This window comes from Anabaena sp. PCC 7108 (assembly GCF_000332135.1).
GTDB lineage: Bacteria > Cyanobacteriota > Cyanobacteriia > Cyanobacteriales > Nostocaceae > Anabaena.
The window spans coordinates 3,454,226-3,471,034 of sequence record NZ_KB235896.1; the positions used below are offsets into that span (position 1 = coordinate 3,454,226).

Here is a 16,809-nt window from a genome sequence, read left to right on the forward strand (position 1 = left end):
ACAAGCAATTAATAATTAAACGCAGCGAAAAGTTCCTCGTTCGCGTAAGCGTTCCGCAGGAAAGCCGGGTTTCCCGGCGTAGGAAACTTTTCAAGACAGATGGACGCAGATAAACGCAGATAATTTTGTACTTCCTTAGACTAGGAAATGCTATATACAAATTGATTGGATATGATCTGAATCAACGATAATTGGTTATTTTAGGCTTTTGAAACAGTATATTAGTAGGGTGCGTCAGACTCGATAATTTGCCACAATTAACAGATTTCCTAGATATGACGCACCTCAATACGGTTCGGTTAAGAGTTTTTGTAGCGACTGTCTTGATTGTCAAGCGATCGCACTTGTTGACGCAACAGGGGAACGCTGCGCTAGATTGGGCGGTGGTAGGTACGGGCATGAAGATTTTGGATTGGTAAACTAGATAGTCACAGCCCGCCCTACCACTTCACTACGTCGCCCAATCTTCCCCAGTTGCTAGATCACTCGTGAGGGTAAAAGTTGAATATTCACATTAAGGTTGAGGAAAAATTAATTTTTGGCAGCAGAAATAGGAACTCTGACTCATAGAGTAAAAAAGCCAACATAGTTTGTAATGACCAAAAATGAATTTCAGGAATTTAAAAGTTTTAAGCTGGTTGTAAATTATATTTAGCACCCCAAGGAAGATGATCCCGAACCATCGCATTTAAAATGACTAACATCTTATGAACGCAAGCAGTAATGGCTAATTTTTTGGATTTCCCACGTTCAACAAGGCGTTGATAAAAAGCTTTAATCACAGGATTATGACGCATGGCAACAACAGCACCCATATAAAGAATGGCACGAACATGAGCGCGACCACCATTAATCATTCGCTTACCTTTGTGTTGTCCCTACGGGTTCAGCAGTTGCTTTCCGACGCAAGGCGACAGGAACGCACTGCTTCACCACTATCATGATTAATAGGTGCAACACCAACTAAGCGAGAAATTTGCTTGGCGGTTAATTGACCTAATTCTGGTAAGTCAGAAACTAGGGTGGTAGAAATAACTTGACCAATGCCAGGAGTAGTTTTGAGTAAATTGACTTTATCAATCCATTGTTGATTATTTTGAGTCAGTTGGTCAATTTCTTGATTGATTTGTTGAAGACGTTGATTGAGATAATCAATATGTGCCTCAATATCTGCCAAGGCTTTACCGCGAGCGCGGTCACGGCGGTTTTTTTTCGGCTGTAGACATTTCCACTAATTGTCTTCGGCGACTGATTAATTCACCTAATTGACGTGCCATTTCGCTTTCAATTGCTAACACTTGCGGTTTCATTGCTTCACCGAAATGTGCCAAAACCTCTGCATCAATTGCATCAGTTTTTGCTAACTTACCTGTGGCTTTAGCAAAATCTCTTCCTTGGCGAGGGTTGATTAATGCTACTGGTAACAGTGCGGCTTGTAATTGGATTATTAGTTCTGTTTCTAGTCCTCCTGTTGCTTCTAATACAATTAGATTTAAGGTGTATAATTGGAGTTCCTTGACTAGATTAGCTATTTCTATTTCCGTGTTAGCAACTTTGAATGCTTTCCCTATTGGACGGATGTAAACATCTAGTGTTGCTTTACTTACGTCGATACCTATCCACTGAGAGATTTTTTCCATTTTTAACTCTCAACTTTCCACTAATTCTTTTACTCTTTTTTTCTTCATCCCCTTGATTTCACTCTTCCTTGCACGATACGGGCTATATTATCTATGTCTTTATTCATAGTTTTTACCCCAGGCGACTGTTCGAGTTCTGTCATGGAGATTGTTGTAGTGACCCTTGCTACTTAACGGTCTTTTTCGACCCTGGTTGGGGCGGTCTACTACTTCCTCTAAGATACAAGGTTGGGTTAAGCGATAGCGCAACCCAACAAATGCTTACAAGTGTTGGGTTTTGTTCCGATTGCTCCGCGAACGTTCACGTTCCACAACCCAACCTACATAATTCTGTTTTTTGAGCTTAACCGACAAGTATTGTAATTAGTAGGGGTTTAGCAATGCTAAACCCCTACAACTGAAGATTATGTAATGTCCTAATTATTTTGGCTATAGCTATATCTTTAACACCAAAAATATTGAGTTACAAACAACTCCTCAATTTCTGAATATCACCATTCATAATCACATCAATATTGCGAGTAATTTTCTCAATATCCCAATTCCACCAACCAATAGAAAGCAGAATTTCTATTTCTTCATCACTAAAACGCTGCTTAATAGTAACTGCGGGATTACCACCAGCAATTGTATAGGGAGGAATATCTTTCACCACCACCGAACGCGCTGCAATTATAGCACCATCACCAATTTTTACCCCCGGCATAATTAGAGAATCATAACCAATCCAAACATCATTACCAATGATAATGTCACCTTTGCTAGGTAAATTCATCAAATTTGACATTGCTGATTCCCAACCATGACCAAAAATTGGAAATGGGTAAGTAGAGATGCCATCAATTTTATGATTAGCACCATTCATGATAAACTTAACATGAGTAGCAATGGCACAAAACTTACCAATAATTAAAGAATCACTACCATAATTGTAAAGGATATTCTTCTCAAACTCCTCCGGGTTCACCGGATCATCATAATAAGTGTAATCCCCAACAATGATATTTGGAGATTTAATACAACTTTTAATAAAGCAAACCCGACGATGTTCAGGTATTGGATAAGGATGGTAAGGATTTGGACCGTATTGTTCCATTAAATTTAAACACCTAAATTTAAACACCCTGATTCTAGCTGCTATTTTTCCTCTTGATTATTATCACAAATCCCCAATCAGAATTTTACCCCTAACTGTCCATTGAAACCACGTATAGAATGATATCCAGCACCAAGAAAAACATTTTTAGTTGCGTTTCCTTGCACACCACCAGAAAAGGCAATACCCTTACCTTCTGAATAGTAACCAACTCCAACATAAGGAGAAATCACAGGTAAATTCACAAATTTTAAGACATCTACACCCGTAGAACTATCAGCACCAGATCCAATTTCAACGCCTAAACTCAATGCCCTAGCACCGATAGCATAGGTAACTTCACCATCTTTTTCACCCACAGAAACCCAAGGTTGTGGTACAATTTGTGCAGATGCTTGACTAGGGGTCAATAAAACTAATAAACCCAGAGAAGTGATAATATTTTTGAGAATAAATACTGGTTTCATTTCTTCCTCCTGATTATTTGCCACAACAAACAATCCTGACGTATTCCATCTAAATAAGTGCCTGAATATTGTAAAAATGATTTAGAAAATTATGCTATCTATCAAAATAAGGTGAGGATAGTCTTTCATTAATTATTTTTTTTGATGATGACTCCAAGAATGCTTATCTAGTGCGTAATAACTGCACAAAAGTATTACTTACTGTATTGTCTTTAGTATCAGCAGCGTATTGAATCAATTTTTCCCGCAGTTCTTTGGCTGCATCTAAAGGAAGCAAGGTTGCTAACAAGAAATATACACCACGAAAACGCGGGTCGCCCATTCTATCAACTAATAGTGCTTCGGCTGCATCATTTTCGCCGATAAAATTCTGCACCAAAAAGAAATCCATAATTTTATCGTGGCGGAAATACCATTCTTTCTTAGCTTCGCCTTTTTCATCTTGCCATTGACGGCTAACTACCATCTTGTATTTTTCATCTTCCAAAGACATTAGCACTTGATAAAATTCATCTGCGGGTAAGGCTTGTTTGTCTTGGATTCGCATTTCATAAACAGCGGCTGAAAATTTCTTCAAGGGAAATTCTTGTTTCCATTCCGTGAGATATTCTGCTGCTATTAAGTTGTATTGCTGTTCTTGCAAGCGAAATAAATTAGGATGTTTACCTTGTGATAACATTAGAGCCACCACAGTTAAATCCATTGGATTTGATAGAATGCGTTGGGCTGCGTCTAACTCTTCCTTGGCTTGTTGCTGTTTGAGGACTTCTTTTAAATAATCAGTGCAAGCTTTTTCATAATCAACGCCTTGAATTTGGGCATTTTTGGGTAGTCGCGGTTGACGAGAAAGCAAAAATTCTTTAATTTGTTGTGGTTCAAGAGGTTGCAATTTATATATCTTGGCCGTTGAGGGTGGTGTCCATTCTAGGGGTTGGGTAGTCATAATAATATTGCCCCGGAAATAGCTTTCCACAAACTGGACTATTTTTGCCCGTGTTTCGGCGGTGACTTCGTTAAGTCCATCAATGCAGATGTCAATTGCACCACTGTAAATCAGATTTTTGAGAAAGTCGGCATCTTGTGCCTGTCCGTGTAATTTGTCTTGAATGGCTTCAATTACCCCTTTATCACACTTTTGGGCGGGGAGATAAACAAGAATACGCTGGGAGTTTTTCACCAGATGACGCAAAAACATCGACTTACCCAAACCAGAATCACCTTCTAAGACAATTTGCCCTTTGATGCTGGGCAGGGCTGCGGTGACAGGGAGAATTTCTTCAGAACCAGGAATTTTAACTCTGGACTCTGGGAAGTATGATTGGTCATTAAATTTATCTAAGCCTACATCAGCTAACAGAGAAGGCTGGAATGGTTCAAATAATTTGCGGCGAAAGGGAGGAAACCAAGTGAGGAGAAAGCCGACATAACCGACACCGAGAATGCGGCGTACCCAAGGATTCCAAAAGAAGATGGCTTGGATTTGGGGGAATTTGGGATAAGCAAAGATGAGTGCCAGCCAAAAGGCAGCGTGAGAAATGATAGTAATTCGGGCGTTAAAAAACCACTGCCAACCTTGGAGGTTAACTATAACTGATTGCAGGGAATCAGCTTCGTTGAATCTAGCTTTTTTCAGGTTGTTGTAGTGAGTTTCTAAAAGCACAATATCTTGTGGTTTCCAAGTGACTTTTCTGGCAACTACAGCAATTTGCTTTGCTAAATCTGCCTTTAATTTAGTTAAATCTTGGCTGGGTTCCCAGACTTGCTGAAGGACTTTTAGTGTTTTTTCACCTTCAGCGTGTGTCAGTTTTTCAGGAGTTGTTTTTGGTTCGCCTACCCATGTCAGCAAGGTTTTCACATCATCAGTGCCGCCACCAAGGAAATAGGTTAAAAATCGCCATTTGGCAATTTGTGATTGACCATCGTAATAGACGCTATCCAGAATTACCACAACTTGATTTAACGTGAGTTTTTCTATCTTCCCCAATGCCACTGCTGCACCATAATGAACAGAGGAGTCAACGGATTTATCCTTGAGGATGTCGAGGATGTCTTGAACGTAGGGTTTGGCAGCCTCCCCTAGATTCCCCAATGCCACTGCTGCACCTTGACGAACAGAGGAGTCAAGAGAGGAGTCAACGGATTTATCTTTGAAGATGTCGAGGATGTCTTGAATGTAGGGTTTGCCAGCCTCGCCTAGATTCCCCAATGCCTTTGCTGCATCTTGACGAACCCCGGAGTCGGAGTCAACGGATTTATCTTTGAGGATGTCGAGAATGTCTTGAATGTAGGGTTTGGCAGCCTCCCCTAGATCCCCCAATGCTACCAATGCTATATTTCCACGACCAGGGAAGTCAACGGATTTATCTTTGAGGATGTCTTGAACGTAGGGTTTGGCAGCCTCCCCTAGATTCCCCAAGGCATAAATTGCACGATAACGAACACCATTGCCAACGGATTTATCCTTGAGGATGTCAGCGATGTCTTGAAGGTAGGGTTGGGCAGCCTCTCCTAGATTCCCCAAGGCATAAGCTGCACTTCCACGAACATCTTTGTCAACGGATTTATCCTTGAGGATGTCAGCGATGTCTTGAACGTAGGGTTTGGCAGCCTCCCCTAGATCCCCCAAGGCATAAGCTGCACTTCCACGAACATCTTTGTCAACGGATTTATCCTTGAGGATGTCAGCGATGTCTTTAACGTAGGGTTTGGCAGCCTCCCCTAGATTCCCCAAGGCATAAGCTGCACCTTGACGAACAGAGGAGTCAACGGATTTATCCTTGAGGAAGTCGAGAATGTCTTTAACGTAGGGTTTGGCAGCCTCCCCTAGATTCCCCAATGCCACTGCTGCACTATAACGAACATCTTTGTCAACGGATTTATCCTTGAGGAAGTCGAGAATGTCTGGAACGTAGGGTTTGGCAGCCTCCCCTAGATTCCTCAATGCCACTGCTGCATGAAAACGAACCTCTGAGTCAAGGGATTCATCTTTGAAGATGTCGAGAATGTCTTTAACGTAGGGTTTGGCAGCCTCCCCTAGATTCCTCAATGCCAATGCTGCACTTCTACGAACATTGGAGTCAACGGATTTATCTTTGAGGAAGTCGAGGATGTCTTTAACGTAGGGTTTGCCAGCCTCCCCTAGATTCCCCAATGCCACTGCTGCACCTTGACGAACATAGGAGTCAACGGATTTATCCTTGAGGATGTCAGCGATGTCTTGAACGTAGGGTTTGCCAGCCTCCCCTAAATTCCCCAATGCCACTGCTGCACTGGAACGAACATCTTTATCAACGGATTTATCTTTGAGGATTTTGGCAGCTTTTTGAGCAATATTTTCTGGTTTCTCAACCACCAATTGCAAATTTTTTAGATCATATTCATTGAGTTTGTCAAAAGCAAGTTTCTTAACTTGGTCATTTCCATCATCAAGGGCGGCTACTATACCGTTAATCTGCCACGGTTCCGGTTTAGGTTTAGGGGTTTCTTTGGCACTTACCCAAGGTAGACAAAGGAGAAAAGAAAGGATGAATGCCAAAGGATAAAGGATAAAGCGATAAGGCTTGCGATTATGGCGCAGAGTTGTGAGCATAATTGGGGCAAGGTGGCAGATTACACGCGATTAACGGTATAATAGCAGACTTGCCAGGATTTTGAACTTTAACCCTTTCTTAGAGGATGTTTGAAAAGCTTATTTTCATGCAGCGATTATTGATATTAAAATATAAACAAATCGGCAATCAATAACTAACCGATGCTAATAAACTAACAAATTAAGGTAAACGTGATGTTGCAACTACAAATTAAATCTGATTCTCCCGATATTGAAATTGTCCAAAATTTAGTTAGAACAGCCATTGAATCTGAGATTAAAAGCTTACAACGCTCACTAGCAAAAACCAATAAATTTTTGATGGAATTTGAAGCGAAATATCAAGTTTCGTCCGAGTTTTTTTTCACGCATTGGACAGCAGAAGACCTGGAAGGAGGTGATGAAGAATATGTGAGTTGGGTTGGGGAGATAAAAATTAAAGAAAAATTAACTAATTCTCTGCAAAAGTTAGAAGCAATTGAATATGTTACTCAACAATTACCAAGCTAATATTATTTCTGTTATTCAAAAATATGTAAATGATGGATGGATTTTATCCTTTAACTTTTCGGTAGATGCTAGATCAACTTATGTGGGTTTTATCCAAGGTAATTTAGAGTTTTTGCAAGGTTCTCACCTATTTTTCAAAGAATATGTTGACCTACAAGTATCTATTGACAAGCTTTCCTATTCATTCCATTATCAAGACCATGAAAATAACTTAATATTTCGCTATGACAATGCAAAACACAAGCCAGATTTAGGTTACACAAATCACAAACACATTAAAGATAAAATTATCCCATCTGAAATTCCAGATATTGAACAAGTAATTTTAGAAATTATTAGGGACTATTTAAATAATACAAAAGGAGAAACGTAATGCAATACTGTTCGGTTAAGAGTTTTCGTAGGTTGGGTTAAGCGACAGCGCAACCCAACAAAAACCCGTCAATGTTGGGTTGACGTTAGGAAACCCAACCTACTTACATCCTCTCCAACACCTTAATTCCCAACAAATCTAATCCCTTCTCTAGCGTTCTCGCAGTTAAATCACATAACATCAACCGCGATGTTCTTACAGGTTCCTCTGATTTCAGCACCGGACAATTTTCATAAAACTTATTAAACTTATCGCTGAGATTATATAAATAATCACACAAACGATTTGGGAGTAAATCCTGTTCAACTTCACCAATCACTTCATCGAGTTGTAACAAATGCTTTGCTAAAGTAAATTCTGTATCTTCTCTCAGAACAATTTTGGCATTATCTCCCAAATTAGCAAAGTCAATATTACCTTCTCGACTAATGCCTTGAGTCCTCACATAGGCATATATCATATAAGGTGCTGTATTCCCTTTTAGGGAAAGCATCTTATCATAACTAAAAACATAATTACTAGTGCGATTTTGGCTTAAGTCGGCATATTTTACCGCACTAATACCAACTACATTAGCAACGTTATTAATAAATTCTTCAGTTTCTTCTCTACCTTCTTCTTTTAATCTCGCTTCCAAATCTGCACGAGTGCGAGAAACTGCTTCATCTAATAAATCTCTTAACCGGACAGTGTCACCAGAACGAGTTTTGAATTTCTTCCCATCTTCACCTAAAACCAAACCAAAAGGAACGTGAACAATTTTCACATCATCAGGTATCCAATTAGCTTTTTTTGCTACTTGGAGAAATTGAGAAAAGTGGTTAGCTTGTCCTTCATCTGTAACATAAATTATCCGCTTGGCTTGATCTTCTTGAATCCGGTAACGCAGTGCTGCTAAATCTGTAGTAGCGTAGTTATAACCACCATCAAATTTTTGAACAATTAAAGGTAAAGGTTCACCCTCCCTATTTGTAAAACCATCCAAGAAAACGCATTTTGCACCTTGGTTTTCTACTAATAAACCAGATGCTTCTAAGTCTTCTACAACTTTTGGTAAGTCGCGATTATAAGATGATTCTCCTCTTTCTTCCAATTTGATATCCAGCCGATCATAAATTTCCTTAAACTCTTTTCGAGAAGCTTGACAAATAAGAGTCCATGCGGCGGTTGTGAATGGCTCTTTTTCAGATTGTAAGTTTACCACTGCTTGTCGGGATCTTTCTCGAAACTCTTCATCATTATCAAATTTCTTTTTAGCTTCTCTATAGAACTCAACCAAGTCTCCTATATTTATATCACCATGTAAATAATTGCCTAGAGAAGTTTCCATCAATCCAATGTCGGGATAAGTATCAACAAGATGAGTAATTAACATCCCGAATTGCGTACCCCAATCACCAACATGATTTAACCGCAATACATCATGTCCACGAAATTCTAAAATCCGGGCGATGCAATCACCAATAATTGTAGAACGCAAATGTCCGACGTGCATTTCTTTAGCAATATTCGGACTAGAAAAATCGACAATTTCCTTTTGGGGATTTTTCGCTGTGGGAACTCCTAACCGAGAATCTGCTTTAATTGCGTTGAGTTGTGCTTCCAGGTAGGATGTTTGCAATTTTAAATTAATAAAACCAGGCCCAGCTATTTCTGGAGGTTCGCAAATATCAGATATATCTAGCTTTTCTACAATAGCAGATGCGATCGCTCTCGGTTGCATTCCCAACTTCTTACTCAGGGATAAAGCCACATTCGCTTGAAAATCCCCAAACTTAGGATTACTCGCAGTCACCAAAATCGGATCTACCTCGGTGTAGTCAGCGCCAAACGCAGCCACCAAAGCCTGTGCTAATTTCAGTTTAAGTTGTTCTTGTGTAGCGTTCATATTCAAATATTATCTATGTCGAAAATGCTATGGGCTGCTGAAAGTTGGGATATTCCCAAACGCTTGACCATTCTAGTACAGCACAGCATAAATAAACTAACCATTCTAAATCTCCGACAATCCTATGCTATCTTCGTTTTGACTTCCGAGAAAGCGGTACTAGCCTCTTGACAGTTAATTACGAATTACGTTCGCGTAGCGTGCCGTAGGCATTATTACGAATTATGAATTATCTAACAACTGTCATACTTTGAATTCGCCACACACCTTGTTTACGAATCAAATCATAACGAACCCGTAACCGATCTTCAGAAGACTTTTTGCTTTCACCCTGTTCATAAAAGTGAGTAACTTCCTTAACTGTAGCTTCTACCACAGCGTTATCTGCAACAGTTTCCCTCTGATTGACAAATTCTACCTTCACATTATGCTCGTACTTGCGATAGCGGCTATCTCTTATATCTTGCTTGACAATTAATCGCCATTGTGATAAGGCAGAACCAGCTAATATCTCATTTAAAGTATTAATTTCATGATTTGGTCCTAAAGCTGCGGCCTTAGTAGATAACCAAGTTTTAATCACGTCCTCTGCTGTTGCTGTTGTTAGTTTACCTAACCCTACTTCTGGTTCGCTTTTGGGGTCAGGAATCATAATTACGGGTTGATTCAGTTCTATCGCCAAAGGTTCTCCCTGCAAAGTTGGTTTTGGGAAAAACATATTGTTTAACCATCCCCAAGCTGTAGAAGCTAATAACCAAAAAACTAATAAACCTCCCAAAGATAAAAAAACCATCCACACTATACGGGTTTTTGCATCTAAGGAGTTCACAAAAGTGCGCCTTTGTCGAGCATGAGATGGACGATACTCCCCAAAACGATCTCGATTGTTAGCGGAAGTTGGCTTGCGTCGCCTACGCTTTTTGGTTTGATTGGGTGCAACAGAATGAACAGCGTCATTCATTTTCTGGTGATTTCCTGCTGTCCCTATTGCTTCAGATGGCGAATGTACAGGTATCTCAGGTGTGTGACTTTCGGAAATAGGTACTTGAGGTGAGGAGAACTGAGAAGATTCAGATATTTCTCTAGCTGGTATTTCTGGGAAATCCGGGTCAGGTGTACGGCTGTGATTGATATGACGACTATTACCAGTCTCATGACTACGATGATGAGGACTATTGATTGGGGGTGTAGGAAAAGGCTGGCGGTGAATTGTGTCCCACTCATTAGTAGTTTGGGCATCTGTTGGTAAAGCTTCTAAATAAGCTTGTACCTGTTGATCAGCAAAGTAATCTTTTAAAGAAGCTTGTTGTCTGACCAAATCACGAAAGTGGGGAAATACCTCTTGTTGTAACCACAATTCACCATATAAACACAATCCTGGGAGTAAGTCTGGAGAATCTTGAGATTTTTCCCGAATAATAGCTAAAGCTTCATATTCCTGACTGAGTTCTAAAACACGAGTTGCTTCTTCGGTTTGTCCCAATAACAAAGCACATAAAGACTGTTCTAAATGGACATCTTGGCGCTTACCCAGACGGATCAACATTTGCTTGGCTTGGCGAATTAAAGCTGGTTGGCGTTGGGTAAAACCCCTAGCTATCAAGGCATAAACCGCTAAATATGTGGCCACGGCAGAGGGTCGCTTGCTTTCGGCTTCAAATAGTTTGTGCTGTTCGGCAACGGTTAAGTGGTTGCGTAACTGCTGGATAAATCGGAGAAAATCATCAATGTTTAAACCAGATTGATCATTGCCATTTCCATCCATTCCGCCCCGATCTTCTAAAATCCCCTGCAATAATCCCAATCCCTGACGGCGTTCTTTGGTTTTTTCTTGAGGTAATGCCAGTAATTCCAAGATTCGATATGGTCGCAGCTTACACAAATCCGCTGCAATTTCTCTTTGCACGCTGGGGAATATCCCTTCACGTAATAGCAATTCTTCGCCAGTTTCTAGAGATATGGCGGCATTTTCATAATGACCTTGCTGCCATTGTTCCCGTCCCAGTTCTAGACAGGCTAAGGCTACAGTCAGAATAATATCTGGTAGTTCAGGACTTGTAAAAAATTCCTCATTTGCCAGACGATTGCCTACTGTCACCCCGACAGTACGATTTTTATTGACGAGGTACGGGCGACCTAGTTTGAGTACAAGTTCATATTCTCCTAACTCTTGGAGAATTAATAAAGCCCCAACTAACTCCTCAGGATCAATTTCGATGCTGAGACTTTGGGTATCAGGTTTGGTGTTGTTGTTTTGGGCGCGGTTTTCCGATCCCAATGTCACAGATGACCTATCAGGATCATAGGCGTGGGCAAGATACTGATGATTGTAGGCGCTGCGTTCTTTGGAATCTGATAAAACCACGTAAGCTTCTTCTATGAGTTGTTTACGAGAAGATATGGCTGTAATCGAATACTCCCGTCGTGGCAATTGAACAATGCGATCGCTATACGCTTGCCGCAATTGTTCCTCACTTGCCGCTAACGGTAATCCTAAAATTCGGTAGTAATCGAGCGGAATTCGCACAGCCTACTTCCCCTGCACCGTGTTCGCGTAGTGTCTAGTAGAGATTGACATAGTTCACCTAGATCATTCCAGGTATGTAAAACCGTGCCATAATAATAGCTTTAGTAGTACCGTATCAAATATACACTTTAAGTGTATATTGCCACAGTCATTTTTCTTTCTTTCGGAGAATTAATTCATATCCTCAGAATTTCTTTTGGGCTTTGGTGTAGCCCACCGAAGATATCTCACTCAGCATGATGCTGTATGCAATTGCCCAGTGAGTCCTAGCCTTCTATTTTTATCCTTAGTAGTTTGCTGCAACCAAAATAAATACACCATTTTTACCCCCCAACGCCTGCAAAGACAACTACCGCTTTTGGTAGTAGCACAGACTTTACATTTATACCATTTTGGACTTGAGATTTGAGATTTTGGATTTTAAAAGACTACTAATAGTTGCTTTCATCATTCCATCTGTCGGCATCATGCTTCAAATGGTACTAACTGTAATCCCTGACAGAGCTTTTCCAGTTAAGGTGTGATATTAACACACCCCAGCATTGGTTTATTTTAATAACTAGGAAATAAACCATATCATAGTTAGACTTTAATGACAACTCTCTGCTCAAATATAAGTATTTTTGCGTAATTTTATCTAAATTCGCTCAAACTGTTAATAGTTATGCAGAAAGCCAGCTATCGGCATTGCTACCTTAATAATGAATGCAGAACATAAGTAGCAAAAACCAAAAACAGATATTTTTGCCTTGAGAAGCAAGAATAGGTCATAAAAATTAAAAATGGAAAAATTACAACTTACCCATTCCCTAGGGCATTGTTTTAGTGCATAAATTAAGATTTGATTGTTAGATGTTGACTCTCGTCAACGTTAGCTGATTCATTGCTGAAGTAATATACAGGAGAATTCAAGGGTCAGCCATAAAATCCCTCTGATACCTGATTTTTAGTAGACATTTTGTACTTCTTGCAACCTACAATCTGCTGTAAGACGAACTTAGATTAAAAACCGTAGCTATCATTTGTACGACAGGAATATTTGACAATAATGCTTCAAGAACGCACTTTACCCCCATTTGATGCTGCCACAGTCCAGATTACTAAAGAAGAAGGCTTGGCTTTATACGAAGACATGACATTAGGTCGCTTCTTTGAAGATAAATGTGCCGAAATGTATTACAGAGGCAAAATGTTTGGTTTTGTCCACCTGTACAACGGTCAAGAAGCTGTGGCCAGCGGTATTATCAGAGGAGCAATGCGACCGGGTGAAGACTACGTTTCCAGCACCTACCGCGACCACGTTCATGCTTTAAGCGCCGGAGTTCCAGCAAAAGAGGTAATGGCGGAATTATTTGGTAAAGCCACTGGTTGCAGCAAAGGGCGCGGTGGTTCTATGCATATGTTTTCTGCTGAACATCGTTTATTAGGTGGCTATGCGTTCGTAGCTGAAGGTATTCCCGTTGCAGCCGGAGCAGCTTTTCAAAGCAAATACCGCCGAGAAGTCTTAGGAGACAACAACGCTGACCAAGTAACAGCTTGTTTCTTTGGTGACGGTGCTTCTAACAACGGTCAATTTTTTGAAACATTGAATATGGCAGCTTTATGGAAACTGCCAATCCTGTTTGTGGTAGAAAATAATAAATGGGCGATTGGTATGGCTCACGACCGCGCCACTTCCCAGCCAGAAATTTACAAAAAAGCCAGTGTTTTTAACATGGTGGGCGTAGAAGTAGACGGCATGGATGTTTTAGCAGTGCGACAAGTGGCTCAAGAAGCCGTAGCCCGCGCTCGTGCTGGTGAAGGTCCAACTTTAATCGAAGCTATGACCTATCGCTTCCGTGGTCATTCCCTCGCCGACCCAGACGAACTCCGCAGCAAAGCCGAAAAAGAATTCTGGTTTGCCCGTGACCCCATTAAAAAATTAGCTGCTTATTTGCTGGATAAAAATCTAGCAGATGAATCAGAATTAAAAGCCATTGAGAAGAAAATTCAGGATATCATCGACGAAGCTGTGAAATTTGCCGAAAGCAGCCCCGAACCAGACCCAAGCGAGTTATATCGCTTCATTTTTGCTGAAGACGAGTAACTAGGGAACAGGTGACAGGTGACAGGTGACAGAGGTAAATTTTACCAATCACCAATCACCAATCACCAATCACCAATCACCAATCACCAAAAATCATGTTTACCATTGACATTCAAGAACAACAATACAAAACTTACATCCTTTCTGATGATAGTGCTGGTACACAAATAGAAGTAGTCCCAGAACGTGGTGGTATCATTACCCGTTGGCGTATTCAAGGTCAAGAAGTCTTTTATTTAGATGCTGAACGCTTTACCCATCCTGATTTGAGCGTCAGAGGAGGAAATCCGATTTTGTTTCCTCTTTGTGGTAATTTACCAGATAATACTTATACCGTTAGCGGTAAAGAGTATACTATCAAACAACACGGTTTTGCTCGTGAATTGCCTTGGGAAGTACGTGATCAAAAAACTGATGGTAAAGCTAGTCTGACTGTTGTCCTCAAGAGTAATGAGGAAACCAAGGCAGTTTATCCTTTTGACTTTGAACTGGCGTTCACTTACGAATTACAGGGTAATACCTTGGTAGTGCGTCAGGAATATAAAAATTTGTCATCGACACCAATGCCATTTTCGGCTGGTTTCCATCCCTATTTTCTCTGTGGTGATAAAAATCAGCTAGAGGTGGAAATTCCCTCTGGACAATATCAAGACAATAAAACCAAAGAATTCCACGCCTTTAACGGCAAATTTGACTTTAACCAAGATGAAATTGACTTTGCTTTTGGAGGGCTAACTAGTAAAACTGCATCTGTGACAGATAATAGCCGCAGGTTAAAGCTGACGTTAGATTATGATGATTTCTCTACCTGGCTGGTTTTCTGGACGGTGAAGGGCAAAGAATTCTACTGTTTAGAGCCTTGGAGTGCCACCCGTAACGCTTTCAATACTGGTGAAAACTTGACTGTGTTAGCACCTGGAGCTAGTTGTACTGCTTCTTTCGGGTTAACGGGAAATTTTTTCTAAAACCCCTTGACAAAACCATAGTTGTTGATGGTATATTGGGAAAGTTGCAAATTGCAGCAAAAGGGTCGCTAGCTCAACGGTAGAGCACTCGGCTTTTAACCGATTTGTTCCGGGTTCAAATCCCGGGCGACCCATTTTTAAGTAAAAGACGCTCGCTGAGACTTTGAAGATAAAAGTTGAGGCGAGCGTTTTTGTTATTAATCCATTTTTGCATGATTTTGCATGATATTTAAGCCCGTCTAATTGCTAATCAAAAAGACTGTACGCGTCACCCCGTTCTGTCGGCAATTAATGAAGAAAATATAAAAATTCTGTAAATTATAATCGTAAGACTAGGCAAAAGGAAATAAATGTTATATATTTTATTCAACGCCTTATACCGAAAGATTTATAGACTACCAAATATGTGATCCCCCTAGCTTGGAGTAAAAAGCAGCTAGGGGGATCTTGTTTTAAGGCAAAAAAGTAAAAAATCTGAGCAACTCTAACTGCTGCCCAGATCGATTTAGTTTAGTTCTGTCTGTGTCTGAACTAACTACACGAACAAGAATCACTATTCCGGGAATCAACTCCAATTTTCTCAGACCAAATTTTCAATCGGCTCAGAAGGTCACAAAGACACGCGGGAAGGCATATTTGGTGGGTGACTCAGACCCTTTTGGGACAAATTCCCTCCTCGTCCACGTCTTTGCATTATTTTGTTGACTTAAAGACAATGAATAAATTATAATTTTGGATTGTCTGTCTAATTCCTGCTCGGATCAGGTAGACATACTGCAAAAGCTGGCAAAAGCTATAAATCGTGTCTCTACAGGAGATAAAAGCCAGCTACCTGTACGGCAACTTCAAGGACAATTTCATGACTTACGCAATTATTGAAACTGGTGGCAAACAAATAAAAGTCGAGGCAGGTCGATTCTATGACATTGAACTGCTGACTGCCGAACCAGACGAAAAAGTGACAATAGACGCAGTATTACTGGTACAGCACGAGAGTGGAGTCTCTATTGGGCAGCCACTAGTGGCTGGTGCGACTGTAGAAGGGACGGTGATGCGACACTTTAGAGGTCGTAAAGTCCTGGTTTACAAAATGAAGCCGAAAAAGAAAACCCGTAAAAAACGGGGACATCGGCAGGAAATTACCAGATTTTTAATTAACTCTATCAACCTCAATGGTGAGGTGTTGGCTTATGAAGAAGCCCCAACTACACTTGAAAATCCTAATGTGGTTGATAGCACTCCCGTTGAAGAAACTGCTGCTGAATAATAAACAACAAGTAAATACATAAGGGGAAATCATGGCTCATAAGAAAGGTACAGGTAGTACGCGTAACGGACGCGATTCTAATGCTCAACGTCTGGGCGTAAAGCGTTTTGGTGGTCAAGTTGTACGTGCAGGAAATATTCTGGTGCGTCAACGTGGTACAAAATTTCATCCTGGTAACAACGTTGGTATTGGCAGTGATGATACCTTGTTTGCTTTAGTTGATGGTGTAGTTACCTTTGAAAGAAATGGCAAAACCCGCAAAAAAATTAGTGTTTATCCAGCTGTTGCTGCTGAAGCAGTAGCAAGTTAAATATTATTTATATCAAGTTCGCTTAATTACTTATACTTCAAAACTATACGTGTATTTGCCTTAGATAGGATGATAAGTGTTAATCCGAACT

13 protein-coding genes, 1 tRNA gene and 1 pseudogene are annotated in these 16,809 nt (G+C 40.4%); 9 read left to right on the top strand and 6 right to left on the bottom strand.

What is annotated here, in order from left to right; all coding sequences use genetic code 11:
* Positions 1-275: 275 nt before the first annotated feature.
* The gene (locus ANA7108_RS30540) at positions 276-419 is read left to right on the top strand and encodes a hypothetical protein (protein WP_192815415.1); all 144 of its coding nucleotides are present in this window, start codon (positions 276-278) and stop codon (positions 417-419) included.
* 210 nt (positions 420-629) lie between these two features.
* Here the strand turns inward: ANA7108_RS30540 and ANA7108_RS30545 are convergent.
* The 4 genes and pseudogenes from ANA7108_RS30545 to ANA7108_RS0116340 form a co-directional block, all read right to left on the bottom strand.
* A pseudogene (locus ANA7108_RS30545) lies at positions 630-1,640 on the bottom strand (IS110 family transposase).
* A 463-nt stretch (positions 1,641-2,103) separates the two neighbouring features.
* The gene (locus ANA7108_RS0116330) at positions 2,104-2,736 is read right to left on the bottom strand and encodes a Vat family streptogramin A O-acetyltransferase (protein ID WP_016951876.1); all 633 of its coding nucleotides are present in this window, start codon (positions 2,734-2,736) and stop codon (positions 2,104-2,106) included.
* Positions 2,737-2,813: 77 nt separating this feature from the next.
* Positions 2,814-3,203, bottom strand: a complete 390-nt coding sequence (locus ANA7108_RS0116335) for a hypothetical protein (protein ID WP_026104237.1) — start codon at positions 3,201-3,203, stop codon at positions 2,814-2,816.
* A gap of 163 nt (positions 3,204-3,366) precedes the next feature.
* Complete coding sequence (locus tag ANA7108_RS0116340) at positions 3,367-6,792, bottom strand: HEAT repeat domain-containing protein (RefSeq protein ID WP_016951878.1); 3,426 nt, start codon at positions 6,790-6,792, stop codon at positions 3,367-3,369.
* Between the two features lie 195 nt (positions 6,793-6,987).
* Here ANA7108_RS0116340 and ANA7108_RS0116345 point away from each other — a divergent pair, with 195 nt between their 5' ends.
* Entirely contained in the window at positions 6,988-7,302 is a 315-nt protein-coding gene (locus ANA7108_RS0116345) for a hypothetical protein (protein WP_016951879.1), read from the top strand.
* The gene (locus ANA7108_RS0116350; protein WP_016951880.1) at positions 7,277-7,675 is read left to right on the top strand and encodes a DUF6516 family protein; all 399 of its coding nucleotides are present in this window, start codon (positions 7,277-7,279) and stop codon (positions 7,673-7,675) included. The genes ANA7108_RS0116345 and ANA7108_RS0116350 overlap by 26 nt, the downstream gene beginning before the upstream one ends.
* A 103-nt stretch (positions 7,676-7,778) precedes the next feature.
* On the opposite strand, the gene argS is transcribed toward ANA7108_RS0116350, so the two are convergent.
* Positions 7,779-9,563 carry an arginine--tRNA ligase gene (argS, locus tag ANA7108_RS0116355; RefSeq protein ID WP_016951881.1) on the bottom strand — a complete coding sequence of 595 codons (1,785 nt, stop codon included), beginning with the start codon at positions 9,561-9,563 and terminating at the stop codon, positions 7,779-7,781.
* Positions 9,564-9,578: 15 nt separating this feature from the next.
* Here argS and ANA7108_RS30270 point away from each other — a divergent pair, with 15 nt between their 5' ends.
* Positions 9,579-9,734 (top strand): hypothetical protein, encoded by a 156-nt coding sequence (locus ANA7108_RS30270; protein WP_158318368.1) that lies wholly within the window; start codon positions 9,579-9,581, stop codon positions 9,732-9,734.
* Between the two features lie 58 nt (positions 9,735-9,792).
* Here the strand turns inward: ANA7108_RS30270 and ANA7108_RS0116360 are convergent, their stop codons facing one another.
* Positions 9,793-12,090 (bottom strand): IMS domain-containing protein, encoded by a 2,298-nt coding sequence (locus tag ANA7108_RS0116360; protein ID WP_016951882.1) that lies wholly within the window; start codon positions 12,088-12,090, stop codon positions 9,793-9,795.
* 1,048 nt (positions 12,091-13,138) lie between these two features.
* Here ANA7108_RS0116360 and pdhA point away from each other — a divergent pair.
* From pdhA to rpmA, 5 genes are all read left to right on the top strand, one after another.
* Positions 13,139-14,176: a pyruvate dehydrogenase (acetyl-transferring) E1 component subunit alpha gene (gene pdhA / locus ANA7108_RS0116365; RefSeq protein ID WP_016951883.1), complete on the top strand. Its 1,038-nt coding sequence runs from the start codon at positions 13,139-13,141 to the stop codon at positions 14,174-14,176.
* Between the two features lie 95 nt (positions 14,177-14,271).
* Positions 14,272-15,141: an aldose 1-epimerase gene (locus ANA7108_RS0116370; protein ID WP_016951884.1), complete on the top strand. Its 870-nt coding sequence runs from the start codon at positions 14,272-14,274 to the stop codon at positions 15,139-15,141.
* Between the two features lie 62 nt (positions 15,142-15,203).
* Positions 15,204-15,275 (top strand) — tRNA-Lys (locus ANA7108_RS0116375).
* A gap of 725 nt (positions 15,276-16,000) precedes the next feature.
* Entirely contained in the window at positions 16,001-16,408 is a 408-nt protein-coding gene (rplU, locus tag ANA7108_RS0116380; protein WP_016951885.1) for a 50S ribosomal protein L21, read from the top strand.
* A gap of 31 nt (positions 16,409-16,439) precedes the next feature.
* Positions 16,440-16,718, top strand: coding sequence for a 50S ribosomal protein L27 (gene rpmA / locus ANA7108_RS0116385; protein WP_016951886.1), 279 nt, complete (start codon positions 16,440-16,442; stop codon positions 16,716-16,718).
* The last annotated feature ends 91 nt before the right edge of the window (positions 16,719-16,809 follow it).

What these genes read in the sequence shown, in the direction of transcription:
- ANA7108_RS0116330 (WP_016951876.1), bottom strand. Translation starts at nt 2,736, where the DNA reads ATGGAACAATACGGTCCAAATCCTTACCATCCTTATCCAATACCTGAA.
- ANA7108_RS0116335 (WP_026104237.1), bottom strand. Translation starts at nt 3,203, where the DNA reads ATGAAACCAGTATTTATTCTCAAAAATATTATCACTTCTCTGGGTTTA.
- argS (WP_016951881.1), bottom strand. Translation starts at nt 9,563, where the DNA reads ATGAACGCTACACAAGAACAACTTAAACTGAAATTAGCACAGGCTTTG.
- ANA7108_RS30270 (WP_158318368.1), top strand. Translation starts at nt 9,579, where the DNA reads ATGTCGAAAATGCTATGGGCTGCTGAAAGTTGGGATATTCCCAAACGC.
- ANA7108_RS0116370 (WP_016951884.1), top strand. Translation starts at nt 14,272, where the DNA reads ATGTTTACCATTGACATTCAAGAACAACAATACAAAACTTACATCCTT.
- ANA7108_RS0116340 (WP_016951878.1), bottom strand. Translation starts at nt 6,792, where the DNA reads ATGCTCACAACTCTGCGCCATAATCGCAAGCCTTATCGCTTTATCCTT.
- ANA7108_RS0116345 (WP_016951879.1), top strand. Translation starts at nt 6,988, where the DNA reads ATGTTGCAACTACAAATTAAATCTGATTCTCCCGATATTGAAATTGTC.
- pdhA (WP_016951883.1), top strand. Translation starts at nt 13,139, where the DNA reads ATGCTTCAAGAACGCACTTTACCCCCATTTGATGCTGCCACAGTCCAG.
- ANA7108_RS30540 (WP_192815415.1), top strand. Translation starts at nt 276, where the DNA reads ATGACGCACCTCAATACGGTTCGGTTAAGAGTTTTTGTAGCGACTGTC.
- rplU (WP_016951885.1), top strand. Translation starts at nt 16,001, where the DNA reads ATGACTTACGCAATTATTGAAACTGGTGGCAAACAAATAAAAGTCGAG.
- rpmA (WP_016951886.1), top strand. Translation starts at nt 16,440, where the DNA reads ATGGCTCATAAGAAAGGTACAGGTAGTACGCGTAACGGACGCGATTCT.
- ANA7108_RS0116350 (WP_016951880.1), top strand. Translation starts at nt 7,277, where the DNA reads ATGTTACTCAACAATTACCAAGCTAATATTATTTCTGTTATTCAAAAA.